Source organism: Streptomyces sp. NPDC102490, assembly GCF_044765285.1.
GTDB lineage: Bacteria > Actinomycetota > Actinomycetes > Streptomycetales > Streptomycetaceae > Streptomyces.
In genome coordinates this window covers 204383-231148 of record NZ_JBIWJU010000013.1, presented here as the reverse complement: position 1 = coordinate 231148, position 26766 = coordinate 204383, and the positions used below count along the sequence as shown (strand labels likewise).

Genomic DNA, 26766 nt, shown 5'->3' with positions numbered 1-26766 from the left:
AAATATCAGCTCATGCCTCTCATTCCCGAGGAGCCTCAGATTCACGAGAAGGCCCAGGGTCTCCGCGCCACTCCGGCCAGTGGCCGCACCGCGCCGACCCCCCGCCCCGTACCCGGCCCCCGTCCCGCGGCTCCGCCCCGCCCCGGCCGTCCCGGCCCGGCGCGGCCGGCACCACCGGCGCAACGCGCCTCGCGCGACACGGCCGCGGCCCCACCCGGACCCTCGGGTCCGGTCACGCCGGCAGCCACCCCGGCCGCCCCGCAGATCCAGTTGATCCCGGCCACGCCGGACGGTGCGCTCGACGCCGCCGAAGAGGCCGTGGACCTGCTGCTGGACTCGGGTCGTACCCCCGGTGACGTGCTGGTGATCACCACCGGCGAAGCCCATCCGTGGGCGGCCCACGAACTCTCCTTCGGCGATGCCGCCTACTGGGCGCAGCACGACGCGGGCGACGACGTCTTCTACGCCGACGCCGCCGTCGCGGACCGTGCCGCGTCGCGGGCCGTGGTCGTGGTCGCGCTCAACGGCGGCCCCGAGGCCGCCGCTGTCACCGCCCTGACCGTGGCCCACTCGCGGGCCGGCGCCCTGCTGATCGTCTGCGGCGACCCGCAGCGGATCAACTCGGTGCTGGGCGCGGGCGTCTGAGTCCGTTCCGCCGAGTGCGGAGGACGCCGGGGTGACCCCCGGGGGCGCATGTTTGGCGCCCCCGCACGGAGGCCGTTGCGGCGTGCCCGGGTACGCCGAAGACATCCGGCGCCGCAGCGGATCGGGTCCACCGGGGAAACGGTGGACGTGCCGGCCGTGAGGACCCGGACGAGGTGTGGCGGTACGGGCGCTGCCGGGCCCGGCAGGCGGGGCCGAAGGGGGCGTACGCCGGTCGGGTCACGGGTGAGCCGGGCCACCGCACGGGTCGAGGGCGAGCCGTGTCACCCCTCGGGCAGGTACGCCGTGGCCCCCGAGGCCCTGCCGTCCGCGGTGCTCAGCGGGCGGCGGCGCGGCGCAGCACGTCCGAGGCGACCCCGCCGGTGCGTGGCGGCGGGGGCGGTGCCTCCGCCGTGGCGAACGGCTCCGGCGTCGACGCCGCGCTGGGCCGACGGCCGCCGCGGCCCTCGCCGAGGACCTGCCAGCCGTCCCGGGTGAGCGTGATGTACGCGCCGCAGCGCAGCCCGTGCAGGGTGCAGGCGTCCCGCAGCCCCCACATCCACGCGCCGTCCTCCGGCGTCCAACGCGCGTCGCCCTCACGGCAGTAGAGCAGCACGGCGGTGCGCACGGGAGTGCGGCGCCGCAGGTCGTGCGGGATGACCCGGCGCAGCTGGGAGAGCAGCGCGTTGCGGAACATCCAGCCGTCGGCGGGGGAGCGGCGGCTGGTGAACGAGGCGCTGGCGCGCAGTCGTTCGTCCGGATCGAGTACGGCCACGACCGCCGTCGCCGGTTCGGGGCGGTGCCGCGAGTGCAGCCCGGTGACGACCTCGCGAGGATTGCGCAGCAGCGGGATCCCGGCGGCGGCCCACTCCGCCGGTTCGAGCATGCGAGTGGCGGAAACGGCGGACGACGAAAGCGAGGCCGCCGAGGACGGAGCGAATCCGAAGGTCACGTTCCTCCCTTCGGCTACGCGCCCACACTGCGGGCAGGGTCGGATGCGGGGGGAGCGCGCACCGCAGCGAAGCCCTGCCGGGTGACGGAGGGGCCGTGCGGGGAGCGGACTTCAATTCTTCCTGCCGAACTGGGATGCGGCAACGAGCAATTGAGCCCGAGGACCCATATCGGCTGATGTGCGTCCTATATCCCTACCCGGAGTGTCACCGGACGACGCATGGGGCACGGTACGCGCCGCGGTCCGTCCCGGATTCGCCGATTGTCGGTGCCATCGGGTTGCATGGGGTCATGGACCACGTGGAACTCCGTACCGAAGCCGACACCGTCCTCGCCGAGCTCGTCGGCGATCGTGCGGGCTCGGCACGGCTGCGGGAGGATCAGTGGCAGGCGGTGGCGGCCCTGGTGGAGGAGCACCGGCGTGCTCTGGTGGTGCAGCGCACCGGCTGGGGCAAGTCGGCCGTGTACTTCGTCGCCACCGCCCTGCTGCGCCGGCGTGGCGCGGGGCCCACGGTGATCATCTCTCCCTTGCTGGCGCTGATGCGCAACCAGGTCGAGGCGGCCGAGCGGGCGGGGATCCGGGCGCGCACGATCAACTCGGCGAACCCGGAGGACTGGGAGACGATCTACGCGGAGGTCGAGCGGGGTGAGACCGACGTCCTCCTGGTGAGCCCGGAGCGCCTGAATTCCGTGGACTTCCGTGACCAGGTGCTGCCGAAGCTCGCCTCCACCACCGGTCTGCTCGTGGTGGACGAGGCGCACTGCATCTCCGACTGGGGCCACGACTTCCGCCCCGACTACCGCCGACTGCGCACGATGCTCGCCGAGCTGCCCGCCGGGGTGCCCGTGCTGGCCACCACCGCGACCGCCAACGCGCGGGTCACGGCCGACGTGGCGGAGCAGTTGGGCACGGGGGGCGGGGACGCCCTGGTGCTGCGGGGGCCGCTCGACCGGGAGAGCCTCCGGTTGGGCGTGCTCGAGCTGCCGGACGCGCCGCACCGGCTGGCGTGGCTGGGGGAGCGGCTGGGCGACCTGCCCGGTTCCGGGATCATCTACACGCTGACGGTGGCGGCGGCCGAGGAGGTCGCGGCGTTCCTGCGCCAGCGCGGATACCCGGTGGCCTCCTACACGGGCAAGACGGAGAACGCCGACCGGTTGCAGGCCGAGGAGGACCTGCTGGCGAACCGGGTGAAGGCACTCGTGGCGACCTCGGCGCTGGGCATGGGCTTCGACAAGCCCGACCTGGGCTTCGTCGTGCACCTGGGGTCGCCCTCGTCCCCCATCGCGTACTACCAGCAGGTGGGGCGTGCGGGGCGCGGGGTGGACCACGCGGACGTCCTGTTGCTGCCGGGGCGGGAGGACGAGGCGATCTGGGCGTACTTCGCCTCGGTGGGCTTCCCGCCGGAGGAGCAGGTCCGGCGCACGCTGGCGGTGCTGGAGGAGGCCGGGCGGCCGATGTCGCTCCCGGCGCTCGAGCCGCTGGTGGACCTCCGCCGTTCGCGGCTGGAGACGATGCTCAAGGTCCTGGACGTGGACGGCGCGGTCAAGCGGGTCAAGGGCGGCTGGACGGCCACGGGACAGGCGTGGACCTACGACGCGGAGCGGTACGCGTGGGTGGCCCGGCAGCGGCAGGCGGAGCAGCAGGCCATGCGGGACTACGTGGCGACCACGGGGTGCCGGATGGAGTTCCTGCAGCGGCAGCTCGACGACGAGAAGGCGGCGCCCTGCGGTCGTTGCGACACCTGCGCCGGACCCTGGCTCGACCCGGCCGTGTCCTCCGCGGCGCTCGCGGCGGCGACGGGCGAGCTGGACCGGCCGGGCGTGGAGGTCGAGCCGCGCAAGATGTGGCCGACCGGCCTCGCCGCGGTGGGGATGGACCTCAAGGGCCGCATTCCCGCGGGCCAGCAGGCCCTCGCCGGCCGGGCGCTGGGGAGACTGTCGGACATCGGCTGGGGCAACCGTCTGCGGCCGCTCCTGTCGGCGCAGGCGGCGGACGCGCCGGTCCCGGACGACGTGCTCCGCGCCGTCGTGACGGTGCTGGCCGACTGGGCCCGCTCACCGGGTGGCTGGGCCACCGGCTCTCCCGACGCGGTGGCACGGCCCGTGGGCGTCGTCGCCATGCCCTCCCGCACCCGCCCCCAGCTGGTCGCCTCGCTGGCCGAGGGAGTGGCACGGGTCGGCAGGCTCCCGCTGCTGGGCAGCCTCGCCCACACCCCGCACGCCGACGAGTACGCCGCCCACCGCAGCAACTCCGCCCAGCGGCTGCGCGCCCTCGCCGAGTCGTTCACCGTGCCCGGCGAACTCGCCACGGCCCTGGCCGGTACTACCGGCCCGGTCCTGCTCGTCGACGACTACAGCGACACCGGCTGGACCCTGGCCGTGGGCGCCCGCCTCCTGCGCCAGGCCGGCGCCGACGAGGTGCTCCCGCTCGTCCTGGCCCTCGCCGGTTAGGGGTTCCGGTTCCCGGAGCCGGGCCGGGTCGCGCAAAGTGACGTGTTCCTGCGGACAGTTATCCACAGGGCAAAGCGGAACCTCCCGATCCGCGAGATCGTCGAGCCATGACGAACCACAGCGAAACGACTGGACCCGCCGAGAACGGTGACATCTCGCAGGCCGCACAGCCGGATCGGCCCCACCGCGACCCGCACGAGAGCCCCGGAGACGAACACCAGGTCACCCTGCGCACCCCCGCCGAACTCGCCGACGCCCTGCCGTACCTGCTCGGATACCGCCCCGAGGACAGCATCGTCCTGGCCGCCCTGCGCGACAGGGAAGGGAGGGGCCGGTTCGGCGGCCGCGCGCGGCTCGGCATCCCGGCCAGCCCGGCCGACTGGGCGGGCGCAGCCGGGCAACTGGTCCACGGCCTGGTGACCGGAAGCGAGCGGCGCGGGGCGCGGCCCGAACAGATGGTCGTCTACCTCTGCCAGGAACCGGCCCGGGGCGAGACCGGCCGGGACGTGATGGAGCGCCTGCGACCGCTGGCCCAGAAGCTGCGCGTCGAGTGCGGCGCCCTGGACATTCCCGTCGTCGAAGCACTGTGCATCTCGGACGGACGCTTCTGGTCGTACTGCTGCGACGAAGAGTCCTGCTGCCCGGCCGAAGGACTCCCCATGGGACCGCCCGGCACGTCGGTGCTGGCCGCGGCGGCCACCTACGCCGGTATCCAGGTGCGCGGCTCGCTCAGCGAGCTGCGGGCCAGGTTGCTGCCCAGGGAGGACGCGGTGGCGGCCGGGCAGGTGGCCGCCCTGGACGCGGCCGCCGCGACGCTGGTCTCCCGGATCCTCGACGCCGACGGCCGTGCGGAGGTGGCCGAAGAGACGCTGGGGGCGGCGGAGCGGATCATGCGACGGCTCGCCGAGGCCCCGCCCGTCTCCGGCGGGCCGGCCGAGGACCGGCGTGACGACCAGCTGCTGGGGCACGACGAGGCGGCGGCGTTGATCCTGGGCCTTCAGGACCGTACGACACGCGACCGCGCGGCCGCCTGGATGGAGGGCGACGAGGCGGCCCCCGCGATGCGCCTCTGGCGGGCCCTGGCCCGGCGCTGCGTCGGGCCGTACGGCGAACACGCGGCCGCGCCCCTCACCCTCGCGGGCTGGGTCGCCTGGTCCACCGGTGACGAACTGGAGGCGCGGGAGGCACTGGCCATGGCTCTCGGCGCGGACCCCGACTACCTCTTCGCCCGGCTCCTGCACCAGGCGTGCAACGAGGGTCTCGACCCCGAGTCGATCCGCCGCTGCCTGCGCGAGGGCAGGGACGGCGGCGAGGACGCGGGAGACGCCACCGCGGACGACGACACTCACGACGCTCCGTCCGCGGGGCGGCAGCCCGCCCGGTCCTCGGCGGCCTCACTGCCCGCGGCCCGGCGTCGCACCCGCTCCCTCTCCTCGTCGCCTCATGCCGTACGCCGCCGCGCGAGGGCACAGGGCCGCGAGCCCGGCACCGCGACCCCGCGTCCCCGTTCTGCCTCAGGGGCCGGGAGCCCCGGGACCGCACGGACGGACCGGACCCGCCCCGACGACTCGGGGGCGCCGGTCACAGGCCGGAAGGCGGCCCGTCCGGACGGGGCGGGCACGGCAGGACGCGGGGGGCGAGGGGACAGCGAGTGCACCTGAGACGAGTGGCCGCGGCCTCGGGGGACGTGCGCCGGTGCCACAGGTCGGCCGGCTCGCCGCCATCGCGTTCCTGACCTGGTGCGACGCGTCCCCGCGCAGCGTGCGGGAACGGGCGGTGAGGCACAGGTCGGAAGGAAGCGGATCAGTACCCGGAGCGGTGGGCGAAGGGAGTGTTTATCGTCAGGCAGACGACTATGATCGCCGCATGCCCTACGACCCGTCAGCCTTTCCGCCCTTCGCCGTCACTGTGGACCTGGTCGTGCTGACCGTGCGTCGTCACTCCCTGTGCGCGCTGGCGGTGCGCAGGGGGGAGCCTCCGTTCCAGGGCCGGTGGGCCCTGCCCGGCGGGTTCGTACGGGCCGACGAGGACCTGGCGCAGGCGGCGGCGCGGGAGCTGGCCGAGGAGACCGGGCTGTGTGTCCACGACCCGGCCGCACCCAACCAGGACCACGGCGCCCATCTGGAGCAGCTCGCGACCTACGGCGACCCCGAGCGCGACCCCCGCATGCGGGTGGTCAGCGTCGCCCACCTCGCACTCGCCCCCGACCTGCCCGCACCGCGAGCGGGCGGTGACGCCAGCAACGCCCGCTGGGCACCGGTCGAGGAAATGCTGGAACAGAGCGGCTACGGCCGGGCCGGTGAGGCGGTGGCGCCGCTCGCCTTCGACCACGCCCGGATCCTGGCGGACGGGGTGGAGCGGGCCCGCTCCAAGATCGAGTACTCGTCCCTTGCCACCGCCTTCTGCCCACCCGAATTCACCGTGGGCGAGCTGCGTCGTGTCTACGAGGCGGTGTGGAGCGTGGCACTCGACCCGCGCAACTTCCACCGCAAGGTGACGGGCACACCGGGCTTCCTCGTCCCCACCGGCGGGACGACCACCCGCCAGGGCGGCCGTCCCGCCCAGCTCTTCCGCGCGGGCGGCGCGACCCTCCTCAACCCCCCGATGCTCCGTCCCGAGGTGTGACGCCGGGCCTGGGTGATGCCCGAAAAACCGGATATCACACGCTATTCTGCTAAAGGTGATCCAGGCCTTCGGACTGACCAGCAACCCCCGCAAAGAGCTTCCGCCCGCCGTCGACGACGTCTCGTTCGAGGCGCGCGCGGGCCGCGTCACCGCACTGCTCGGAGCATCGGGCGCCGGCAAGACGACGGCACTCAGGCTCATGCTCGAGCTCCAACAGGGCCGTGGTCTCACCTACTTCAGAGGCCGCCCCCTGCACCGCATCGCCCACCCCTCACGCGAGGTGGGCGTGCTGCTGGGGGACGTCCCGGGCCATCCCGCCCGTACCGTGCGCGGCCATCTCCGCATGCTGTGCGCTGCGGCCGGCGTGCCCGTAAGCCGGGCGGACGAGGTCCTGGAGTCGGTCGACCTCCAGAACCTGCGCGACGAACGCCTCGGCACCCTCTCCCGCGGCATGGACCGACGCCTCGGACTGGCCTGCGCGCTGGTCCCCGACCCGCACACCCTGGTCTTCGACGACCCCGCCGGCGCACTCTCCGCCCAGGACGCCCGACGGCTGCACGGCGCACTGCGTGCCCACGCCGCCCAGGGCGGCACGGTCCTGTTCAGCACGGCGGACCCCAAGGAGGCGGCGCGCAACGCCGACCACGTCGTCACGCTGGAGCGGGGCAGAGTCGTCGCCGACCAGGAGGCGGCGGAGTTCTCCCGTACCCGGCTGCGCCCCCGCGTCGCCGTACGCAGCCCGCACGCCGCCCGCCTCGCCGCCCTGGTGACGAAGGAGGCACGCGCCGCACGCCGTTCCGTCGAGGTGGTCCGCGAGGGCGGCAACCGGCTCGCGGTCTACGGCAGTACATGCGCCGACATCGGTGAGACAGCCTTCCGGCACGGGATCCTCGTCCATCAACTGGCCGACGAGGTCGGTGACATGGGCCCCGGCGCGGGTGAGATCCCGGCAGCCCGGCAGCAGGAGCGACAGGAGGCGGACGCCGATCGCGCGCAGGAGGCCGAGACCTCCGCGACGGCGCGTCCGTCGCCCGTCACGGAGCAGGACGCAGTCGCGGACACCGCCGGAGACCCTGACGGCTCCGCACCCGGTGCCGTCCTGCACAGAACCCCTGGCCCCCGCCAAGCCCTCGTCCCCGGCCACCTTCCCGGTCCTCCGGGACCTCCCCGACCTCCCGGGCCCTCCGTACCCGACGCCGCCCCGCACCGCGTCCCGCGCCACTCCAGCGGTCTGACCCCCGGCAGAGCGACGGCCCGGGAAGCGGCCGCCACGCTTCCGCCCCCCATCACCGTCCGCTCCGCCCCCAGCCCGCTCCGGCCGCTGCGCTACGAACTCCGTCGGGCGGCGGGTGTCCGTACCGGGTTCGTCACCGGTGCGGTCGTGCTCCTCGTGTCCGCCGCCACCGCCGTGATCCTGGCCCGGGTCGGGCACACCCCGCAGCCGCGGCTCCTGGCCGCGTGGCCGCGCCAGCTCCCGCTGCCGCCCGCCGCACTCGGCGCGGGGCTACTCGGCGCCCTCGCCTTCGGTGACGAGTTCCGCCACCCCGCCCTGGCGGCGGACCGCGGCACCGTGCCCCGCCGCATGGGGCTGCTGACCGCCAAACTCGTCGTCTCCGCGGCGACCGCACTGCTGCTGGCCGCCCTGACGGTGGGGTGCGACGCCGAGCTGCTCCGTCTCTTCTACGGTCCGGAGCTCGCCGAGGTCCCCGCCGACTGGCCCGCGCTGAGCGCCGGTTGGCTCGGACTAGTGGTCGGGTGCGCCTGGTCCGGGGTGCTCGCCGCAGGTGTCTTCCGGTCCACCACCGCCGGGCTGGCGGCGGTGGTCGCCGTTCCGGTCGTCGTCGTCCCGCTCGTACACAAGGTCTGGGCGGGCCCGTCCGTACGGACGGCCGCCGGGTTCCCGATGCGGGTGCGCGAAGTCCTCCTGACCCAGTGGCCGTTCGGCGGTGAGCGGTACGTGGCCGAGGTCCTGCGCCTGATCGCCCAACCGGTGGGCGGCGCAATGACGTTGTCGCTGACCGCGCTGCTCTGCGCCTATCTGCTCATGACCTTGCGCAGAAGGGTTTGACGACCCTGTCCCACGCTTCCGTTCCGACCGTGTGCGCAACTCCCCGGGGAAAGCCCATTTCTTTCCGATAAGGCGTCAATTGCGACGGGGTGAGCGATCACCCTTTCGTGTGCTTTTCACCAAAGACCTCAAGGGAGTTGAGGTCAGCGCCGACAAAGGATGCGTGAGTACCCTTGCGCACACCATGATGACCGCCGCCCGTTCCGCCGACTCCGGCCTCGCGAACCCGGGCGAACTCGACCGCTACCCGTATGCGGAGACGCCCGCCGTCGACCGCGTCGGAGCGCCCTCCTGGGAAGGGGTGGAGCCCGAGCTGGGCCGCGTGGGCCGGCGCTCCGCGGGCAACCGTGGCCGCGGACTGCACGGGCAACTCGTCCAGCAGCTTGGCCAGATGATCGTTTCGGGCGACCTGGGGGCCGACCGCCCGCTGGTGCCCGAGGAGATCGGGCAGCGTTTCGAGGTCTCCCGCACCGTGGTGCGCGAGTCCCTGCGCGTGCTGGAGGCGAAGGGGCTGGTCAGCGCCCGCCCCAACGTCGGCACCCGGGTGCGCCCCGTCAGTGACTGGAACCTTTTGGATCCGGACATCATCGAATGGCGCGCATTCGGCCCGCAGCGCGACGACCAGCGCCGCGAGCTGAGCGAGCTGCGCTGGACGATCGAGCCGCTGGCCGCGCGCCTGGCCGCCGGGCACGGACGCGAGGAGGTCCAGCAGCGGCTCTCCGACATGGTCGGGATCATGGGCCACGCCATGGGGCAGGGCGACGCGCTCACCTTCTCGCGCGCCGACGCCGAGTTCCACAGCCTGCTCATCCAGGTCGCGGGCAACCGGATGCTGGACCACCTCTCCGGGATCGTCTCCGCCGCCCTCCATGTCTCCGGCGGTCCGGTCACGGGCTGTGACCGGCCGAACGACGTGTCGATCGCCCAGCACGGCCGGATCGTCGACGCCCTCGCCACCGGCGACGGCGCGGCGGCCGAGACCGCCATGCGTCAACTTCTGACCGTCCACCCCGAGGTGGAACGTGTGGTGCCCGCCCCTCGCGAGCACTGACCGCTTCCGCCGGAACGGCGCGGTCCGGGCACGCCAAACCCCTCCTGTGGCAGTGGCCGGCCGCCGCCGTCACCGTCGGACCCCGCGGAACCGATCACGGTTCCGCGGGGTCCGACGGTGTGATGAGCGGCTGAGCCTTCCCGATGTGGCCGGAACACACGAGTTGATGACCTTGTTCGTCCATATGTGACCGGTTTTGATCGCTTACGGGGTGTGACTCGGGCCACGCGGATTGGGCGTAACGCTCTTGGGAACAACACGATGACCTAAGAGGTGACAGCCGCGGAGGGAATACGGACGCCGTTCACGGCGCTGTGCATCTCCCCGGCCAGCCCGCACCGTCGGCCCATTCCCAAGCCGGTGGTCGGCCCCTCCGCCGTGGACGGGGCCGGAAGCCGTTTTTCAACGTTCCGAGAGGTTGTTCGTGTCGGCCAGCACATCCCGTACGCTCCCGCCGGAGATCGCCGAGTCCGTCTCTGTCATGGCGCTCATTGAGCGGGGAAAGGCTGAGGGGCAGATCGCCGGCGATGACGTGCGTCGGGCCTTCGAAGCTGACCAGATTCCGGCCACTCAGTGGAAGAACGTACTGCGCAGCCTCAACCAGATCCTCGAGGAAGAGGGTGTGACGCTGATGGTCAGTGCCGCAGAGCCCAAGCGCACCCGAAAGAGCGTCGCAGCGAAGAGTCCCGCCAAGCGCACCGCCACGAAGGCGGTCGCGGCCAAGACGGTGACCAGCAGGAAGGCGACCGCTCCCGCCGCCCCGGCGGCGCCCGCCGCAGAGCCCGCCGTCGAGGAAGAGGCGCCCGCCAAGAAGACGGCGGCCAAGAAGACGACCGCCAAGAAGGCGACGGCGAAGAAGACGACCGCCAAGAAGACGGCGGCCAAGAAGACCACCGCCAAGAAGGAAGACGGCGAGCTTCTCGAGGACGAGGCGACCGAGGAGCCGAAGGCCGCGACGGAGGAGCCCGAGGGCACCGAGAACGCGGGCTTCGTCCTGTCCGACGAGGACGAGGACGACGCTCCGGCCCAGCAGGTCGCCGCGGCCGGCGCCACCGCCGACCCGGTCAAGGACTACCTCAAGCAGATCGGCAAGGTCCCCCTGCTCAACGCCGAGCAGGAGGTCGAACTCGCCAAGCGCATCGAGGCCGGTCTGTTCGCCGAGGACAAGCTGGCGAACTCCGACAAGCTCGCGCCCAAGCTCAAGCGCGAGCTGGAGATCATCGCCGAGGACGGCCGCCGCGCCAAGAACCACTTGCTGGAGGCCAACCTCCGTCTGGTGGTCTCGCTGGCCAAGCGCTACACCGGCCGCGGCATGCTCTTCCTGGACCTCATCCAGGAGGGCAACCTCGGTCTGATCCGCGCCGTGGAGAAGTTCGACTACACCAAGGGCTATAAGTTCTCCACGTACGCCACCTGGTGGATCCGTCAGGCGATCACCCGCGCGATGGCCGACCAGGCCCGCACCATCCGTATCCCGGTGCACATGGTCGAGGTCATCAACAAGCTCGCGCGCGTGCAGCGCCAGATGCTCCAGGACCTGGGCCGCGAGCCCACCCCGGAGGAGCTGGCCAAGGAACTCGACATGACCCCGGAGAAGGTCATCGAGGTCCAGAAGTACGGCCGCGAGCCCATCTCGCTGCACACCCCGCTGGGCGAGGACGGCGACAGCGAGTTCGGCGACCTCATCGAGGACTCCGAGGCGGTCGTCCCGGCCGACGCGGTCAGCTTCACCCTCCTGCAGGAGCAGCTGCACTCCGTGCTTGACACCCTGTCCGAGCGCGAGGCGGGCGTCGTCTCCATGCGCTTCGGTCTCACCGACGGTCAGCCGAAGACCCTCGACGAGATCGGCAAGGTCTACGGCGTCACGCGTGAGCGCATCCGCCAGATCGAGTCGAAGACCATGTCGAAGCTGCGGCACCCGTCGCGCTCCCAGGTGCTGCGCGACTACCTCGACTAGGTCGCCGCAGGCGGTACGAGCGGACGGTCCGAGAAGACGGTCCGAGCGACGAAGGCCCGGTCCCGCCCAGTGCGGACCGGGCCTTCGCGCTGGGCAGCGGGTGCGCGACACGACGCACTGGATCACTCTGGGTGTCTCATGACCACCTAGGAGTGAGGAGCCCGCATGCGTCGTCTCTTTGCCCGGACACTGGCCCGGCCGCTGGTGCTGGCGGCCGCGGCGACCGCGATACCGCTGGGGGCCGCCGTCCCCGCGGCCGCCGACAGCATCGTCGTCGGAGGATTCCCGGTCGAAGTGTCCGACAGCCCGTGGACCGTCGCCCTGTCCAGTCGTGACCGGTTCGGGGGTACGCGGGCGGGACAGTTCTGCGGGGGAGTGGCCGTCGGCCGGACCACCGTGCTCACGGCGGCCCACTGCCTGGGGGAGGATGTGCTCGGGTCGCCGCCGGAGCAGGTGGACGACCTGAAGGTCATCGCCGGCCGGACCGACCTGCTGTCGGACCAGGGGCAGGAGATCCGCGTCCGCTCCGTGTGGGTGAATCCGGAGCACGACGACGGCAGCAACGCCGGCGACTTCGCGGTGCTCACCCTCTCCGCGGCCCTTCCCGCCGACTCGGTCATAGGGATGGCGGCGGAGGGCGACCCCGCGTACACGCCGGACACGGGGGCCCTCGTCTACGGCTGGGGGGACACCTCCGGCGCCGGCGACTACGCGAACGGCCTGCACGCGTCCCGGGTGCGCGTGCTTCCCGACGCGTCCTGCGAGCGGGCGTATCCGGGGAGCGACGACGGGAGGTACCTCCCGAGCACCATGCTCTGCGCCGGGGAGGAGGCCGGTGGCCGCGACGCCTGCCAGGGGGACAGCGGAGGACCGCTGGTCGGCCAGGGGCGGCTCATCGGTCTGGTGTCCTGGGGGAGTGGCTGCGGGCGCCCGGGCAGTCCCGGGGTGTACACGCGGGTCTCCTCTGTACTGCGGACGCTGGGCTGGGACGGCACCGCCCTCCGGCAGCGCGGGGGCGTCTGACGGCCGCTGGGAGCCTTTCGGGTACGAGCACGGGCGGTCGCCTCCGGAATCCGGAGGCGACCGCCCGTTCATCGGCCTGCGCCGATTCGGCTCGTCGTCGGGGCGCGTCGAGTCAGCGCTCTTCCTCGTCGGAAGATGTCGGAACGGCCGTCAGCCGCTCCGTCTCGTCCTGTATCTCAGCGGCGATCTTCTTGAGTTCCGGCTCGAACTTGCGACCGTGGTGGGCGCAGAAGAGCAGTTCTCCGCCGCTCAGCAGGACGACGCGCAGATATGCCTGGGCGCCGCAGCGGTCGCAGCGATCGGCGGCCGTCAGCGGGCTTGCGGAAGTCAGAACAGTAGTCACGTCGCCTCTTCTCTAGCTCGACGAGCTGTCGTACCAGGGTCAACATCCAACCAGCCCCAAAACGTTCCCGCTCGTGGCTTTTCCTCGAAAAAACTTTCCGAGGGGCCGGCTGTTGCCGATTGGCGGCGAATGTGCCGTATTGCGTGTCTCTGTGTCGTACGGGTTCGCGCGGTCGGTCAGTGTCGGTCCCGCCGGCTGGGTTGCCGGTTTGTTCATGAGGACGTGCCCGGAGCCTAAATGGTTCATGCCTCGAAGGGAACGTGATGTGTACTTCACCCCATCGAGGGATCGAACAGACATGCGAGCCTGGACTAGGGTGTGTACGCGACGAGGGTGGCGTTACAGCGGCTCTACCAGGGCTCGGTACCCTCTGACCGGTGAACCGAGCCACGCCCTTACCCAGCGGGGCCCCATCTGAAATTCAGCGAGGAGCGAACCGCGTGACCGCCGAGACATCCGTGCCGTCCACTGCGCTGCTGGCAGGAGCAGACCGGGACGGGTCCAACTACACCGCGCGGCACCTGCTCGTCCTCGAGGGCCTCGAGGCCGTGCGCAAGCGTCCGGGCATGTACATCGGATCCACCGACAGCCGCGGTCTGATGCACTGCCTGTGGGAGATCATCGACAACTCCGTCGACGAGGCCCTGGGTGGTTACTGCGACCACATCGAGGTGATCCTCCACGACGACGCCTCGGTGGAGGTCCGGGACAACGGCCGGGGCATCCCGGTCGACGTCGAGCCCAAGACCGGCCTGTCCGGCGTCGAGGTCGTCATGACCAAGCTGCACGCCGGCGGCAAGTTCGGCGGTGGCGCCTACGCCGCGTCCGGGGGTTTGCACGGTGTCGGCGCCTCCGTGGTGAACGCCCTGTCCGCCCGCCTGGACATCGAGGTCGACCTCGGGGGACACACCCACGCCATCAGTTTCCGCCGCGGGGTCCCGGGCGCGTTCGCGGGAGCGGGCCCGGACGCCAAGTTCGACGCCGGGAGCGGGCTGCGCAAGACCAAGAAGATCCCCAAGAGCCGCCGCGGTACGCGCGTGCGGTACTGGGCGGACCGGCAGATCTTCCTCCGGGACGCGAAGCTCTCCCTGGACACGCTGCACCAGCGGGCCCGCCAGACCGCGTTCCTGGTGCCCGGCCTGACCATCGTGGTGCGGGACGAGTTCGGTCTCGGCGACGGCGGCAGCAAGGGCGAGGAGTCGTTCCGCTTCGACGGCGGCATCAGTGAGTTCTGCGAGTACCTGGCCAGCGACCGGCCCGTCTGCGACACCCTCCGCTTCAGCGGACAGGGCAGCTTCAAGGAGACGGTCCCCGTGCTGGACGAGGACGGGCAGATGACCCCGACGGAGGTCACGCGTGACCTGGGCGTCGACGTCGCGATGCGCTGGGGCACCGGTTACGACACCACGATCAGGTCGTTCGTCAACATCATCGCCACGCCCAAGGGCGGCACCCATGTCGCCGGCTTCGAACAGGCGGTGGCGAAGACGATGAACGAGGTGCTGCGCACCAAGAAGATGCTGCGCGTCGCCGAGGACGACATCGTCAAGGACGACGCCCTGGAGGGCCTGACGGCCGTCGTCACCGTCCGGCTCGCCGAGCCGCAGTTCGAGGGCCAGACCAAGGAGGTCCTCGGCACCTCGGCGGCCCGCCGGATCGTGAACAACGTGATCACCAAGGAACTCAAGGCGTTCCTGACCTCGACCAAGCGTGACGCCGCCCAGCAGGCGCGCGTCGTCATGGAGAAGGCCGTCGCCGCGGCCCGTACCCGTATCGCCGCGCGCCAGCACAAGGACGCCCAGCGCCGCAAGACGGCCCTGGAGTCGTCGTCCCTGCCCGCTAAGCTCGCGGACTGCCGCAGCGACGACGTCGACCGCAGCGAGCTGTTCATCGTCGAGGGCGACTCCGCGCTGGGCACGGCCAAGCTCGCCCGCAACTCCGAGTTCCAGGCGCTGCTGCCGATCCGGGGCAAGATCCTCAACGTCCAGAAGTCGTCCGTCACGGACATGCTGAAGAACGCCGAGTGCGGAGCGATCATCCAGGTCATAGGGGCGGGTTCGGGCCGTACCTTCGACATCGACGCGGCCCGCTACGGCAAGATCATCATGATGACCGACGCCGATGTGGACGGCTCCCACATCCGCACCCTGCTGCTGACCCTCTTCCACCGCTACATGCGGCCCATGGTCGAGGCCGGCCGGGTGTTCGCCGCGGTGCCGCCGCTGCACCGCATCGAGCTGGTCCAGCCGAAGAAGGGCCAGGACAAGTACGTCTACACGTACTCGGACCGGGAGCTGCGCGACAAGCTCATGGAGTTCCAGAGCAAGAACATCCGCTACAAGGACTCCATCCAGCGCTACAAGGGCCTCGGTGAGATGGACGCCGACCAGCTGGCGGAGACCACCATGGACCCGCGCCGCCGCACCCTGCGCCGGATCAACCTGACCGACCTGGACTCCGCCGAGCAGGTCTTCGACCTGCTGATGGGCAACGACGTCGCACCCCGCAAGGAGTTCATCTCCAGCTCGGCTGCCACGCTGGACCGGTCGCGCATCGACGCCTGACCCGCTCAAGACGTCGGACCGGGCCCGGGAGCGAGAACCGGGCCCGGTCCGGCGTATGCGCGGTTCGCCTTCCATGCCGCCGTCCCGGCCCGTCGCCGTCTCCACCCCTGGGTGGAGCGCCGGGGCGGGCGCGGCTCCACCCTTGATCCACCCTGGCTCCGATCCCGTGACCTCGTACTTTCCGTAACGTCGAAGGCGTCGGCGGGACCCCGTCGGCATCACCCTTCTTCCGCCCACGGAGGCATGGTGTCCGGGCTCCTCGACGCATTGGCCGTCACGGCGGTATTCGGCCTGGTGATCACCCGGCAGTTCCGCGCCGGCCGGATCGACACCGGCCGACGCCAGTGGGTGCTGCCCGTGGTGCTGGGCATCCTCGCGCTGCGCGAACCGGGCATGATCGACGCCCATCACCAGACGGCCGCCGTGCTCCTGCTCGCCGCCGAGGTGATCGTCGGCCTGGTCACCGGGGCCGGCTGGGCCTGGACCACCCGGATATGGGTCGAGACCGACGGCGCCGTGTGGAGCCGGGGCACCCGCGCCGGCGTCGCGGTGTGGGGCGTCGGCATCACGCTGCGCGTCGGCCTCTACGGGGTCGGTGCGGCCCTGGGGGTGCACCAGGACGGCTCCGCCCTGCTGCTCGCCCTCGCGGCGACCCTGCTGGTCCGGTCCGGCGTCCTGGCCTGGCGCGTTCAGGTCGCCCGCCCTTCCGGAGCACCCGGTGCCGCGTACCGTGACGCCGTGGCCCGGCCCGCCTGGAAGGAGCCCGCGTGACGGAGAACGTGTGGACGAGGTGGCCTTCCAGGGAGGCGCTGCTGCCCGAGAGCGTCTCGCGGCCCCGCCGGCTGCTCGCCCTGGCCGTGCGGCTGGTGGTCTTCGGGATGCTGCTGTGGGGAGCGTTCACCAGCAGCCGTCTGCACGGGTGGGGCTCACTCGCGGCGGCTGTCGGCCTGGTGGGCGCCGTGTGCGCGGCATGGGGCTTCTTCCGGACCACACTCGCGCACCGGTTGTGGCCGTCGCTGGCACTCGTGGCCGTGCTGCTCGCCATCGCGGTCGCCGCCCGGTCCGTCGGCTTCGGGGTCCCTGCACTGGTCATCTGGTGCGGCTGCGCCGTGGTGGCCCTGGAGCGGCTGCCCATCGCCGCCGCACTGCCCGTGACCTCGGTCGCGCTGGCCTCCTACGCCGTCGTCAGCGACGACGACTGGCTGACCGCGGTGGCGACGGCGGGCGGACTGGCTCTGGCCGGATACGTTCTGCGACTCGACGCCGAGGCGCGGGGGAGCGCGCAGCGGCTGCTGGCCCAGGAGCGGGCCGCCCGGGCGGCCGAGGCGGAGTCCGCGGCACTCGCGGAGCGGGCCCGTATCGCCCGGGAGATCCACGACGTGCTGGCGCACAGCCTCTCGGCGCAGATGGTGCACCTGGAGGCGGCCCGGTTGCTGATCGAGCGGGGCGCGGACCGGCAGCAGATCCTGGACCGGGTGGTGGCGGCACGGGGGATGGCCCGCGACGGACTCGCCGAGACCCGGCAGGCACTGTCCGCGCTGCGGGGTGACCTGACGCCGCTGGAGGACTTCCTGGCTCAGCTCGTCGAGACGGCACAGGGCGCCGCGGAGGTCACCATTACGGGGGAACGCAGACCGCTGCCGGCCGAGGCGTCGCAGGCGGTGCGCAGGGTGGCCCAGGAGGCCCTGACGAACGCCCGCAGACACGCTCCCGGCGCCGGCGTGCGGGTGCGGCTGGACTACGGCGCCGACGAAGTGACGCTGGACGTACGGGACTCGGGAGGCCCGCCCGGCGACGTCACCGGCGGCGGAGGTGGGTACGGTCTGCTGGGCATGCGGGAGCGTGCCGAGTTGCTGGGCGGCTCGTTGCGGGCGGGTCCGGGCGAGGAAGGGTTCGTGGTGACGTTGAAGGTGCCCGTATGACGCAGGAGTCCGAGGAGACGTCCGCGCGGGTGGTGGTCGTCGACGATCAGACCGTTGTGCGGGAGGGGATCGTGATGCTGCTCGGACTCCTGCCCGGCGTCGAGGTCGTGGGCGCCGCCGGTGACGGCGAGGAGGCGGTCCGGCTCGTCGCCGAACTCGCGCCGGACGTGGTGCTGATGGACCTGCGCATGCCCAGATGCGACGGGGTCGAGGCCACCCGCCGGATCCGGTCCGAACACCCCGGGACGCAGGTCGTCGTGCTCACGACGTACGCGGACGACGCGTCGGTGTTCCCCGCGTTGCGGGCGGGGGCGCGCGGCTACCTCACCAAGGACGCGGACGGGGACGAGATCGTCCGGGCGGTGCACGGCGTCCTGTCCGGAGACGCCGGGCTGGCGCCCAGCATCCAGCGGCGGCTGCTGGAGCGCCTGTCCGAGTCCGAGTCCGAGTCCGGGCCGCGGCGCGCGGGACCGCCCGAGCCACCGGACGGGCTCACCGCCCGGGAGACCGAGGTGCTGGTGCTCATCGCCGAGGGGCTCAGCAACCACCAGATCGCGAGCCGGTTGCAGGTCTCCACGGCCACGGTGAAGACCCACATCAACAACCTGTTCGCCAAGACGGGCATCAAGGACCGTGCGCAGGCGGTGCGTTACGCCTATGGGAAGGGGCTGGTGCGGCCACCAGCGGGATGAATCACCTGATGGGGTGAAGTGCCCGGGGAAGAAGAGCCGGGGATCCACCCGTTCTGTCCATCCTTGGGCATGCAGTCAAGCAACGATCGGTCCCGCGGTGCCGGGGGCGGTCCCGAGAGCGCGGCCGACCACCGCGCGGTGCCGGGCAGGGCCTACGTCGAGACGGCCCCCGGCGCGCCGTACGACGATCCGCGGTACGACGACCCGTGGTACGACGCCCTTGCCTCCGGCTGGGGCGAGTCGGCCGGCCCCTCGGCTCCCGAGCCGGTGGTGCCGCCGATGCGTCGGGACGCCCCGGCGGAGCCGCCCCGGGACGCGGCCGACGTGTATCTGGAGGTCCAGCGCAGCGCGGCCTTCCAGGAGGTCCGCAGCCGGTACCGGAGGTTCGTGGTGCCGGCCGTCGCCGGCTTCCTCCTCTGGTACGTGGCCTACGTGGTGACCGCCACGACGGCACCCTCCCTGATGGCCCGGCCGGTGGCCGGCGCGGTGAACGTGGCGATGGTCGCCGGGCTCGGGCAGTTCCTCACCACGTTCCTGCTCACCTGGGCCTATGCCCGGCACGCCCGGCTGCGCAGGGACCGGGCCGCGCTCGAACTGCGCTGGGACACCCAGGAGCTGACCCGCGGGGCGCGGGGCGGTGCGTCGTGACGGGAGACCACCAGACGCTGGCCCTGCTGCTGTTCAGCACGTTCGTCGCCGTCACGCTCGGGATCACCACCTGGGTGGGCCGTCACCGGCAGGGATCCGCCGAGGAGTTCTACGCGGGAGGCCGCCTCTTCTCACCGATGGAGAATGGTTTTGCCATCTCCGGCGACTACATGTCGGCCGCGTCCTTCCTCGGCATCTCGGGGCTCATCGCGCTCTACGGCTACGACGGCATGCTCTACTCGGTGGGCTTCCTGGTGGCGTGGCTCGTGGTCCTGTTCCTCGTCGCCGAACTGGTGCGCAACTGCGGGCGGTTCACCCTAGCCGACGTCGTCGCCGCCCGGATGAGGGAGCGGCCGGTGAGGATCGCGGCGGGGACCTCCTCGGTCACCGTCTCCGTGCTGTACCTGGTGGCGCAGATGGTGGGTGCGGGCAGCCTGGTCGCGCTGCTGCTGGGCGGGACGAGCGAGGCGGCGCGGACGTGGACCGTCATCGGCGTCGGCGCCCTCATGGTGATCTACGTGTCGCTGGGCGGGATGCGCGCCACCACCTGGATCCAGATCGTGAAGGCGGTCCTGCTGCTCGGTGGCACCGTGGCGCTGACCACGCTCGTCCTGGTGCGCTTCCACGGCGACGTCGACCGGCTGCTGCGCACGGCGGCGGAGCGCAGCGGCCACGGTGAGGCGTTCCTCGCGCCGGGCCTGGCGTACGGCGCGGACTGGGTCTCTCGCTTCGACTTCATCAGCCTGGGGCTCGCCCTGGTGCTGGGCACGGCCGGGCTGCCGCACATCCTGTCCCGCTTCTACACCGTGCCCACCGCCCGGGCGGCGAGGCGGTCCGTGGTCTGGTCGATCGGTCTCATCGGCGGCTTCTACCTGATGACGATCGTGCTCGGGTTCGGTGCCGCCGCCCTGGTCGGGCCGGACGCCGTACGCGCGTCCAACGCCGCCGGGAACACGGCGGTGCCGCTGCTCGCCCTCGACCTGGGCGGCGGCGCCCAGTCCACCGGCGGGACGGTCCTGTTCGCGGTCGTCGCCGCCGTCGCGTTCGCCACCATCCTCGCGGTGGTGGCCGGCATCACCCTTGCGTCCTCGGCGTCCGTGGCCCACGACCTGTACGCGTCCTTGCGGCGCCGCCGCTCCGAGCCGCGCAGCGAGGTCGCCGTGGCACGGATTGCCGCCGTCGGCATCGGCGCCGTCGCGATCGGGCTCGGCCTGCTCGCCCGCGACCTCAACGTCGCCTTCCTGGTGGGCCTCGCCTTCGCCGTGGCCGCCTCCGCCAACCTGCCGGTGCTGCTCTACTCGCTGTTCTGGCGCGGCTTCACCACGCGCGGCGCGGTGTGGGCCGTGTACGGCGGTCTGGTGCCGTCCGTGGTGCTGGTGCTGCTGTCCCCGGTGGTCTCCGGCAGCCCGCAGGCGCTCTTCCCGGGCCTCGACTTCCAGTACTTCCCGCTGCAGAATCCGGGGCTCGTGTCGATCCCGCTCGGCTTCGTCGCCGGCTGGCTGGGCACGGTCACCTCGCCGGAGGAGCCCGACGAGGCCAAGCACGCCGAGACCGAGGTGCGGTCGCTGACCGGGGCGGGGGCCGTGTAGGAACGGTCCAGCGGCCACGTGGGCCCGCGCGGCCTCGGTGTCCAGCGGTCGTCTCAGGTGCGGGTCGCCCACGCGTAACGGTGTTCGGGGCGGCCCGCGTCGCCGTACTTGAGGGTCAGGACGGCCCGTCCGGTGCGTTCCAGCAGCTTCAGATAGCGCTGCGCGGTCTGGCGGCTCACGCCGGTCCGTTCGGCGATCTCCTGGGCGGAGAGCGGCCCGTCGGCCGTCAGCAGGCACTGGCGTACCAGCTCGGCGGTGGTGGGGGAGTGGCCCTTGGGCAGCCCGGGTTCGGAGGGTGCCGACAGGGCGCCGAAGATCCGGTCGACCTCGGCCTGTTCCGCCTCGCCGCCCCCGTCGAGGGTGCGGCGGAGTTCGGCGTACGCCTCCAGTTTGGCCCGCAGACCGGCGAAGGCGAACGGTTTCACCAGGTACTGGAGAGCCCCCTGCCGCATCGCCGCCTGCACGGTCGACACGTCCCGGGCGGCCGTCACCATGATCACGTCGGTCTGGCGGCCCCGCCGCCGCATCTCCCGGACGACCTCCAGGCCGGTCCGGTCGGGCAGGTAGTGGTCGAGCAGGATCAGGTCGAGGCGGGGCAGCCGCTCCACCGCGTCCAGCGCCTCCACCGCGCTGTGCGCCTCGCCGGCGACGTGGAAGCCCGGCACCTTCTCGACGTACGCGGCATTGACGCGCGCGACCCGCGTGTCGTCGTCCACGACCAGGACCTCGATCATCGGGACTCCTCCTCGGCGGCGGTGGGCACAGGCGCGGTCAGGGCGGGCTGCGGGGAGGGTTCGGCCAGCGCCTCCGGGAGTACGACGACGAACTTCGCGCCGCCGCCGTACGCCTCCCCGACGGTCGCGCCGCCACCCTGCCGTTCGGCCAGGCGGCGCACCAGCGACAGCCCGATGCCGCGCCCGCGGTGTGCCGGTGACTCCTTGGTGGACCAGCCCGCGGTGAACACCAGCTCCCGGTGGTCCGCCGGAATCCCGGGCCCCGTGTCGCGCACCGTGAGCGTGGCGGCGCGCCCCTCGGCACGGAGTTCGACCTCCACGCGCGCGTGCGGTGTCCCCGCGGCGGCGTCGAGGGCGTTGTCGACCAGGTTGCCGACGATCGTCACGAGCCCTCGGGGATCGACCAGACGGTCCGGCAGCCGCGTCCGGTCCGAGACCCACAGGGCGACTCCGCGTTCGGCCGCGACGGTGGCCTTGCCGACCAGCAGGGCGGCGAGAAGCGGGTCCTGGATCCGCTCCGTGATCTGTTCCGCGGTGACCCGGTGGTCGCCGACCACCTCGCCGACGAACTCCACGGCGTCGTCGTACATCTCCAGTTCGAGCAGCCCCAGCAGGGTGTGCATCCGGTTGGCGTGCTCGTGGTCCTGCGCGCGCAGCGCGTCGATGAGGCCGCGCGTGGAGTCCAGTTCCCGGCCGAGCTGCTCCAGCTCGGTGCGGTCGCGCAGCGTGGCGACGGCCCCGCCGTCGTCGGTGGGCATCCGGTTGGCGACCAGGACCCGCTGGCCGCGCACGGTCAGCAGGTCGGTGCCGGACACCCGGCCGGCCAGGACGTCGGCCGTGCGCCCCGCCCCGAGGGCCTCGTCGGGCAAGCGGCCGACGGCCTCGCCGCCGATGCCCAGCAGGCGCTGCGCCTCGTCGTTGAGCAGCCGCACCCGGCCGCCGCGGTCGAGCGCGACGACGCCCTCCCGGATGCCGTGCAGCATGGCCTCGCGCTCGGCCAGCAGCCCCGCGATGTCCGAGAAGGCGAGGTCCTGGGTCTGCCGCTGCACCCGGCGCGAGATGATCCAGGACGCCAGGGCGCCGACGGCCAGCGCGCCACCGGCGTACGCGAACAGGCCGGGGATGGCGTGGATCAGCCGCGCCCGGACGCTGTCGTACGCGATGCCCACCGAGACCGCCCCGACGATCTCGCCGTCGCCGTCGCGCAGCGGCACCTTCCCGCGGGCGGAGCGGCCCAGGGTGCCGTTGTCGATCTCCATGACCTCGCGGCCGGACAGGGCCTGGCCGGGGTCGGTGGAGACGACCTGGCCGATCCGCCGGGCGTCGGTGTGCGACCAGCGCACGCCCTTGCGGTCCATCACGACGACGTACTCCGCCTTGGTGGCCTCGCGGACCCGTTCCGCCTCCCGCTGCACCGGGCCGTTCGCCGTCGGCCGGGTGGTCCGCAGGTCCCGTACGACCTGCGGCTGCTGCGCGGTGGTCTGCGCGATCGCCAGCGCCCGGCGCATCGCCTGGTCGTCCAGCTGGTCGCCGAGCGGCGCCAGGAACAGCCCGGTCGCGAGCACGGCGACGCCCGCGGCGATCGCCAGCTGCATCAGCAGCACCTGTGAGAACACCCGCCGCGGCAGGCCCAGGCGCAGTCGGCGTACGGGGGGAGTGGAGCTCATGGGCATGACGGTACGTGGGGCCGGTGGCCGACCGTAGGGGGGTGTGGCGTGTATCTCCCGGGGGCCGGCGCGTCTCTCGGGTGGGGGGTCAGCTCGCCAGTGCCCCCGTCAGCGACAGGGCGCGCACCGCGGTGACCTCCATCCGCGCCGGCGAGCCCAGCACCGACGCCCCGCAGCTCTCCGCTCGCGGTGGCGCCGACGCCCCCTGTACGACGGTGACCCGCCAGTGCCGGCCGTCGCGGTGGGCCAGGGTCACCTCCCAGCGCGGTGCGGCACCGTCCGTCCGTACCACGGTCAGGGCCTGGGCCGAGTCCTCGCCGACGGCCGATCGCAGGGCCAGCTCGGCCGCCTGGCCCGGGCGCTCCCATGCGGAGTTCCCGCGGCAGCCGTCGACGACGATCCGGTCCTCCCGCGCGCTGTGCAGGATCTGCTTGACGCCGGGCGCTTGGACCCGGCCGTACACGTAGCCGTGAGGGAGGACGAGCACGGTCGGTGAGAAGCGGTGACCGCCCAGGTGGGTGACCTCCCAGACGCCGTCGGCTCCGGAGGCGGCGAGTTCGGCCGCGAGGGGTCTGCCGAGCAGGGCGCAGCACCGGTCGCGCTTTCCGTTGGTGCAGACGAGGGCGAGCGGATCACCCGTGTGGGGGCGGCCGTCCAGCACCGAGTCGAAGGTGTGGTGGTCGCCCCGGCCGAGTGCCGCGAAGTCGAGGCCGAGCAGCCGGCCGGGGTCCTTGAGCGTGGTGCCGTGCAGCCACACGTTCCCCGGCACGGTGTGGGCCGCGTACACCCTGCGTTCGGCGGGTGTGCCCCGGTCCGCGTGGCGGCCGGGGCGGCGCACGAGCGCGACGCGTACGCCCGTCCCCTTCGCCGCCGCGTCGAGGGCGCGCCCCAGCGCGGTGTCCAGGTGGCTCGAGGTGAGCGCCTTGGCGCCCCACGGGCCGGGCTGTTCGAGCAGCAACCAGGTCCTCGCGACGGGTGCGGTGCCCGCAACGGGCTCGTCGAGGTCCCGGGAGACGGCTGAGCACGTACTCACAGAGGTGAGCCTAACCTGACTTGCCCCGTGGCGACTTCCAGCCGCGCCTGAGCACTACTCCGGCAGTGGTCGCGGCGGCTTCGGACCCGAGTACAGCCCACTCGGTCGCATCCGCAGCGGGCGCTCTCCATACTCCTCCAGCGCGTGCGCGATCCAGCCCGCCGTACGGGCCACCGCGAAGATCGTCTCGGCCGCGGTGGGGGCCATGCCGGACGACACGGTGAGCACGGCGAGCGCGAGGTCGACGTTGGCGTGCAGCGGGGTGTGGCGGGCGGCGGTGGCCTGGACGTCCCGGGCCGCCGCGAGTGCGGGCGCCGCCCGGGGGATGTCCTCCAGGAGTGCGAATAGGGCACGCGCGCGTGGGTCCTCGCCGGGGTAGAGCCGGTGGCCGAGCCCCGGGATGCGCCGGCCGGCCCGCAACTCCTCCGCGACCACCGGCGCCGCACTGCCCAGATCGAGCACCTCCAGCAGCATCCGGTGCGCGAGTCCTCCGGCGGCGCCGTGCAGCGGCCCCTCGATCACGCCGAGTCCGGCGGACACGGCCGCGTAGGCGTGCGCCCGCGCCGACGCGGCGACGCGCACGGCGAGCGTGGAGGCCGCCAGGTCGTGGTCGACGAGGAGGCAGAGCGCCGTGTCGAGGGCGCGCAGGGTCGGTTCGTCGGCCTCCTGCCCGCTGAGCCGGGTCCACAGCCGGCGGGCGATCGGGTCCTGGTCCCGTCCGTCGCGCAGTACCGGCGGCAGCGCGGCGACCAGGGTGGGGATGAGGGCGCGCGCCGTGCCCAGGACGGCGTCCTCGGTCAGGTCGAAGCGGAGCGGGTCCGTGACCGCAGCGGCGATCGCCGCGACGCGCAGCCGGTCGACGGGGCCGGCGTGTTCGGGCAGGGCGTCGACGGCACGGCGGGCGACGGCCACGGCGGATGCGGGGACCGGGAAGGCGGCGCCGGGACGCAACTGCCCGGTCCACAGCCACTCGGCCACCTCCTCGTAGGTGTGGCGGGCGGCGAGTTCGACCGCGTCGACGCCCCGGTAGGAGAACCGGTCGCTCTCGATGAGCGTGAGGCGGGTGCGCACGGTCAGCTCCTGCCCGGCGGCTGAGGCCGCGGTCGTGCCGCCGTCGCGCCGGTTGCGCCGGGCGAGGGCCCGCACCTCGTCGGCGTCGAAGGTGCTCCCCCGGGAGCCGGGCGCGCGGCGGCTGCCGAGCTGGCCGCGGCTGACGTACGCGTACACGGTCTCGGGCTTCACCCCGAGCAGTTCGGCCGCCTCCCTGGTGGTCAGGCGCCGCTCGCTGTCGGCGGTGTGGTCGGGCTCTTGATCGCGCATGAGGTCACCGTATCGATCGGAGGCGGTTCGTGTTGAGTCCTTGGGTGATTATGTATTGACTCAATCAATATTGACAGACTTACAGTCAACTATGGACAGTGGAGTCACGTTCGAGGAGGTAATCATGTCTGTCAACAGAACCGCAGCGGCCGCGACGCTCGTCGAGGTGCCGCGCGGGCTCGCCGGTGTCGTGGTGGCCGACACCGAGGTCGGCGACGTGCGCGGGCTGGAGGGCTTCTACCACTACCGCCAGTACTCGGCCGTCGAACTCGCGCAGAGCCGCGGCTTCGAGGACGTCTGGCATCTCCTGGTGCAGGGGGAGCTTCCCGACGCGCGGCGCGGGGCCGCCTTCGCCGCCGAGACCGCGGCGCTGCGGCGACTCCCCGACGCGGTGCGCGCCGCCCTGCCCGCCATCGCCGAGGCCGGTGGACGCTCCGGTCCCCTCGCCGGGATGCGCACGGGCCTGTCCCTGCTGGGCGCCGCCCTCGGCTTCGGGCCGGTGTACGACCTGTCGGTCGACCAGCGCCGCCAGGACACCCTGGTGGCCGCCGCGGCCGTACCGACGCTGCTGACCGCGCTGCACCGACTGGGGCGGGGCCTGGAGCCGGTGGAGCCCCGCGAGGACCTGTCGTACGCCGCGAACTACCTCTACATGCTGACCGGCGAGGAGCCGGACCCGGCCCGTACCCGGGCGATCGAGCAGTACCTGATCTCCACCATCGACCACGGGTTCAACGCGTCGACCTTCACCGCGCGGGTCATCGCGTCGACGGGTGCGGATGTCGCGGCCTGCCTGACCGGTGCCGTGTCGGCGTTGTCCGGCCCGCTGCACGGCGGCGCGCCCAGCCGGGCCCTGGACACCCTGGACGCGATCGGCACCCCCGACCGCATCGACGCCTGGATCCGCGAACGGGTGCTCGCCGGTGACCGCATCATGGGCTTCGGCCACGCGGTCTACCGCACCGAGGACCCGCGCTCACGGATGCTGCGTGAGGTGGCGCAGCGGTTCGGCGGCCCGCGCGTGGAGTTCGCGGTCGAGGTGGAGCGGCAGGTCGAGGCGATCCTCGCGGAGCTGAAGCCGGGGCGCGAACTGCACACCAACGTCGAGTTCTACGCGGGCGTGGTCATGGAACTGTGCGGCCTGCCCCGCGAGATGTTCACGCCCACGTTCGCGGCGGCGCGGGTGGTGGGCTGGAGCGCGAACATCCTGGAACAGGCGCGCGACTCGAAGATCATCCGGCCGGCGGCACGGTACGTGGGTCCAGGGGCCCCGGTGGGCGTGCCGGCGCCGGCCTGAGGAGCACGAGCGGCGGTCTCGGTACCGATGAAGGCGAAATTCCCGCGGCGCCGATCGACGGGGAGGCGGAGCGGAGACGCACGGAGGGAGGAGGGAAGCGAGGGGCGCACAGTCCGGCGCCCTGGAAAACGTCTGCCTCGCGTACGCTGCTGACCATCGTTCACTCCGTGCCGACCGCGGCGGACCGTA

General features: G+C 72.6%; 21 protein-coding genes. 15 read left to right on the top strand and 6 right to left on the bottom strand.

From position 1 onward, the window contains the following. Positions 1-12 precede the first annotated feature (12 nt). Positions 13-645: a hypothetical protein gene (locus tag ACIRGB_RS28955; protein ID WP_403871205.1), complete on the top strand. Its 633-nt coding sequence runs from the start codon at positions 13-15 to the stop codon at positions 643-645. Between the two features lie 334 nt (positions 646-979). On the opposite strand, the gene ACIRGB_RS28950 is transcribed toward ACIRGB_RS28955, so the two are convergent. After that, positions 980-1594 (bottom strand): hypothetical protein, encoded by a 615-nt coding sequence (locus tag ACIRGB_RS28950; protein ID WP_403871203.1) that lies wholly within the window; start codon positions 1592-1594, stop codon positions 980-982. Between the two features lie 290 nt (positions 1595-1884). On the opposite strand from ACIRGB_RS28950, the gene ACIRGB_RS28945 reads away from it, so the two are divergent. From ACIRGB_RS28945 to ACIRGB_RS28915, 7 genes are all read left to right on the top strand, one after another. Further along, a complete protein-coding gene (locus ACIRGB_RS28945) occupies positions 1885-4044 on the top strand; it encodes a DEAD/DEAH box helicase (protein WP_403871200.1) in 2160 nt (719 codons plus the stop codon). Positions 4045-4151: 107 nt separating this feature from the next. Beyond that, complete coding sequence (locus ACIRGB_RS28940) at positions 4152-5705, top strand: DUF4192 domain-containing protein (protein WP_403871198.1); 1554 nt, start codon at positions 4152-4154, stop codon at positions 5703-5705. 205 nt (positions 5706-5910) lie between these two features. Beyond that, positions 5911-6669, top strand: coding sequence for an NUDIX domain-containing protein (locus tag ACIRGB_RS28935; RefSeq protein ID WP_403871195.1), 759 nt, complete (start codon positions 5911-5913; stop codon positions 6667-6669). A 55-nt stretch (positions 6670-6724) separates the two neighbouring features. Continuing rightward, a complete protein-coding gene (locus tag ACIRGB_RS28930) occupies positions 6725-8737 on the top strand; it encodes an ATP-binding cassette domain-containing protein (protein WP_403871192.1) in 2013 nt (670 codons plus the stop codon). 163 nt (positions 8738-8900) lie between these two features. Continuing rightward, complete coding sequence (gene whiH / locus ACIRGB_RS28925) at positions 8901-9788, top strand: sporulation transcriptional regulator WhiH (RefSeq protein WP_403871189.1); 888 nt, start codon at positions 8901-8903, stop codon at positions 9786-9788. A gap of 424 nt (positions 9789-10212) precedes the next feature. Then, entirely contained in the window at positions 10213-11745 is a 1533-nt protein-coding gene (locus ACIRGB_RS28920; RefSeq protein WP_403871186.1) for an RNA polymerase sigma factor, read from the top strand. A gap of 165 nt (positions 11746-11910) precedes the next feature. Next, entirely contained in the window at positions 11911-12768 is an 858-nt protein-coding gene (locus ACIRGB_RS28915; RefSeq protein ID WP_403871183.1) for a S1 family peptidase, read from the top strand. A gap of 112 nt (positions 12769-12880) precedes the next feature. On the opposite strand, the gene ACIRGB_RS28910 is transcribed toward ACIRGB_RS28915, so the two are convergent. Further along, positions 12881-13111 (bottom strand): hypothetical protein, encoded by a 231-nt coding sequence (locus tag ACIRGB_RS28910; protein ID WP_403871181.1) that lies wholly within the window; start codon positions 13109-13111, stop codon positions 12881-12883. A 440-nt stretch (positions 13112-13551) separates the two neighbouring features. Between ACIRGB_RS28910 and ACIRGB_RS28905 the strand changes: the two genes are divergently transcribed. The 6 genes from ACIRGB_RS28905 to ACIRGB_RS28880 all read left to right on the top strand — a co-directional run bounded on the left by ACIRGB_RS28905 (position 13552) and on the right by ACIRGB_RS28880 (position 20526). Then, positions 13552-15675 carry a type IIA DNA topoisomerase subunit B gene (locus ACIRGB_RS28905; protein WP_403871178.1) on the top strand — a complete coding sequence of 708 codons (2124 nt, stop codon included), beginning with the start codon at positions 13552-13554 and terminating at the stop codon, positions 15673-15675. A 246-nt stretch (positions 15676-15921) separates the two neighbouring features. After that, positions 15922-16446 (top strand): DUF1453 domain-containing protein, encoded by a 525-nt coding sequence (locus ACIRGB_RS28900; RefSeq protein ID WP_403871395.1) that lies wholly within the window; start codon positions 15922-15924, stop codon positions 16444-16446. Then, positions 16443-17597, top strand: a complete 1155-nt coding sequence (locus ACIRGB_RS28895; protein WP_403871175.1) for a sensor histidine kinase — start codon at positions 16443-16445, stop codon at positions 17595-17597. Before ACIRGB_RS28900 ends, ACIRGB_RS28895 begins: the two co-directional genes overlap by 4 nt. Continuing rightward, positions 17594-18289: a response regulator gene (locus tag ACIRGB_RS28890; protein WP_403871173.1), complete on the top strand. Its 696-nt coding sequence runs from the start codon at positions 17594-17596 to the stop codon at positions 18287-18289. Before ACIRGB_RS28895 ends, ACIRGB_RS28890 begins: the two co-directional genes overlap by 4 nt. 69 nt (positions 18290-18358) lie before the next feature. Then, complete coding sequence (locus ACIRGB_RS28885; protein ID WP_403871170.1) at positions 18359-18937, top strand: DUF485 domain-containing protein; 579 nt, start codon at positions 18359-18361, stop codon at positions 18935-18937. Continuing rightward, complete coding sequence (locus ACIRGB_RS28880; protein ID WP_403871167.1) at positions 18934-20526, top strand: cation acetate symporter; 1593 nt, start codon at positions 18934-18936, stop codon at positions 20524-20526. The genes ACIRGB_RS28885 and ACIRGB_RS28880 overlap by 4 nt, the downstream gene beginning before the upstream one ends. Positions 20527-20579: 53 nt before the next feature. On the opposite strand, the gene ACIRGB_RS28875 is transcribed toward ACIRGB_RS28880, so the two are convergent. The 4 genes from ACIRGB_RS28875 to ACIRGB_RS28860 all read right to left on the bottom strand — a co-directional run bounded on the left by ACIRGB_RS28875 (position 20580) and on the right by ACIRGB_RS28860 (position 25280). After that, a complete protein-coding gene (locus ACIRGB_RS28875; protein WP_403871165.1) occupies positions 20580-21260 on the bottom strand; it encodes a response regulator in 681 nt (226 codons plus the stop codon). Continuing rightward, positions 21257-22927 (bottom strand): ATP-binding protein, encoded by a 1671-nt coding sequence (locus ACIRGB_RS28870; protein ID WP_403871162.1) that lies wholly within the window; start codon positions 22925-22927, stop codon positions 21257-21259. Before ACIRGB_RS28870 ends, ACIRGB_RS28875 begins: the two co-directional genes overlap by 4 nt. An 88-nt stretch (positions 22928-23015) precedes the next feature. Next, complete coding sequence (locus ACIRGB_RS28865) at positions 23016-23960, bottom strand: sucrase ferredoxin (protein ID WP_403871159.1); 945 nt, start codon at positions 23958-23960, stop codon at positions 23016-23018. 54 nt (positions 23961-24014) lie between these two features. Beyond that, on the bottom strand, positions 24015-25280 hold the full coding sequence (locus ACIRGB_RS28860) for a citrate synthase (RefSeq protein WP_403871156.1): 1266 nt from the start codon (positions 25278-25280) through the stop codon (positions 24015-24017). A gap of 124 nt (positions 25281-25404) precedes the next feature. Here ACIRGB_RS28860 and ACIRGB_RS28855 point away from each other — a divergent pair, with 124 nt between their 5' ends. After that, entirely contained in the window at positions 25405-26577 is a 1173-nt protein-coding gene (locus tag ACIRGB_RS28855; protein WP_403871153.1) for a citrate synthase/methylcitrate synthase, read from the top strand. Positions 26578-26766 lie beyond the last annotated feature (189 nt).

Coding starts and splice junctions, on each gene's coding strand:
- ACIRGB_RS28955 (WP_403871205.1), top strand. CDS start 13: ATGCCTCTCATTCCCGAGGAGCCTCAGATTCACGAGAAGGCCCAGGGT.
- ACIRGB_RS28945 (WP_403871200.1), top strand. CDS start 1,885: ATGGACCACGTGGAACTCCGTACCGAAGCCGACACCGTCCTCGCCGAG.
- ACIRGB_RS28940 (WP_403871198.1), top strand. CDS start 4,152: ATGACGAACCACAGCGAAACGACTGGACCCGCCGAGAACGGTGACATC.
- ACIRGB_RS28935 (WP_403871195.1), top strand. CDS start 5,911: ATGCCCTACGACCCGTCAGCCTTTCCGCCCTTCGCCGTCACTGTGGAC.
- ACIRGB_RS28915 (WP_403871183.1), top strand. CDS start 11,911: ATGCGTCGTCTCTTTGCCCGGACACTGGCCCGGCCGCTGGTGCTGGCG.
- ACIRGB_RS28890 (WP_403871173.1), top strand. CDS start 17,594: ATGACGCAGGAGTCCGAGGAGACGTCCGCGCGGGTGGTGGTCGTCGAC.
- ACIRGB_RS28885 (WP_403871170.1), top strand. CDS start 18,359: ATGCAGTCAAGCAACGATCGGTCCCGCGGTGCCGGGGGCGGTCCCGAG.
- ACIRGB_RS28875 (WP_403871165.1), bottom strand. CDS start 21,260: ATGATCGAGGTCCTGGTCGTGGACGACGACACGCGGGTCGCGCGCGTC.
- ACIRGB_RS28870 (WP_403871162.1), bottom strand. CDS start 22,927: ATGAGCTCCACTCCCCCCGTACGCCGACTGCGCCTGGGCCTGCCGCGG.
- ACIRGB_RS28860 (WP_403871156.1), bottom strand. CDS start 25,280: ATGCGCGATCAAGAGCCCGACCACACCGCCGACAGCGAGCGGCGCCTG.
- ACIRGB_RS28855 (WP_403871153.1), top strand. CDS start 25,405: ATGTCTGTCAACAGAACCGCAGCGGCCGCGACGCTCGTCGAGGTGCCG.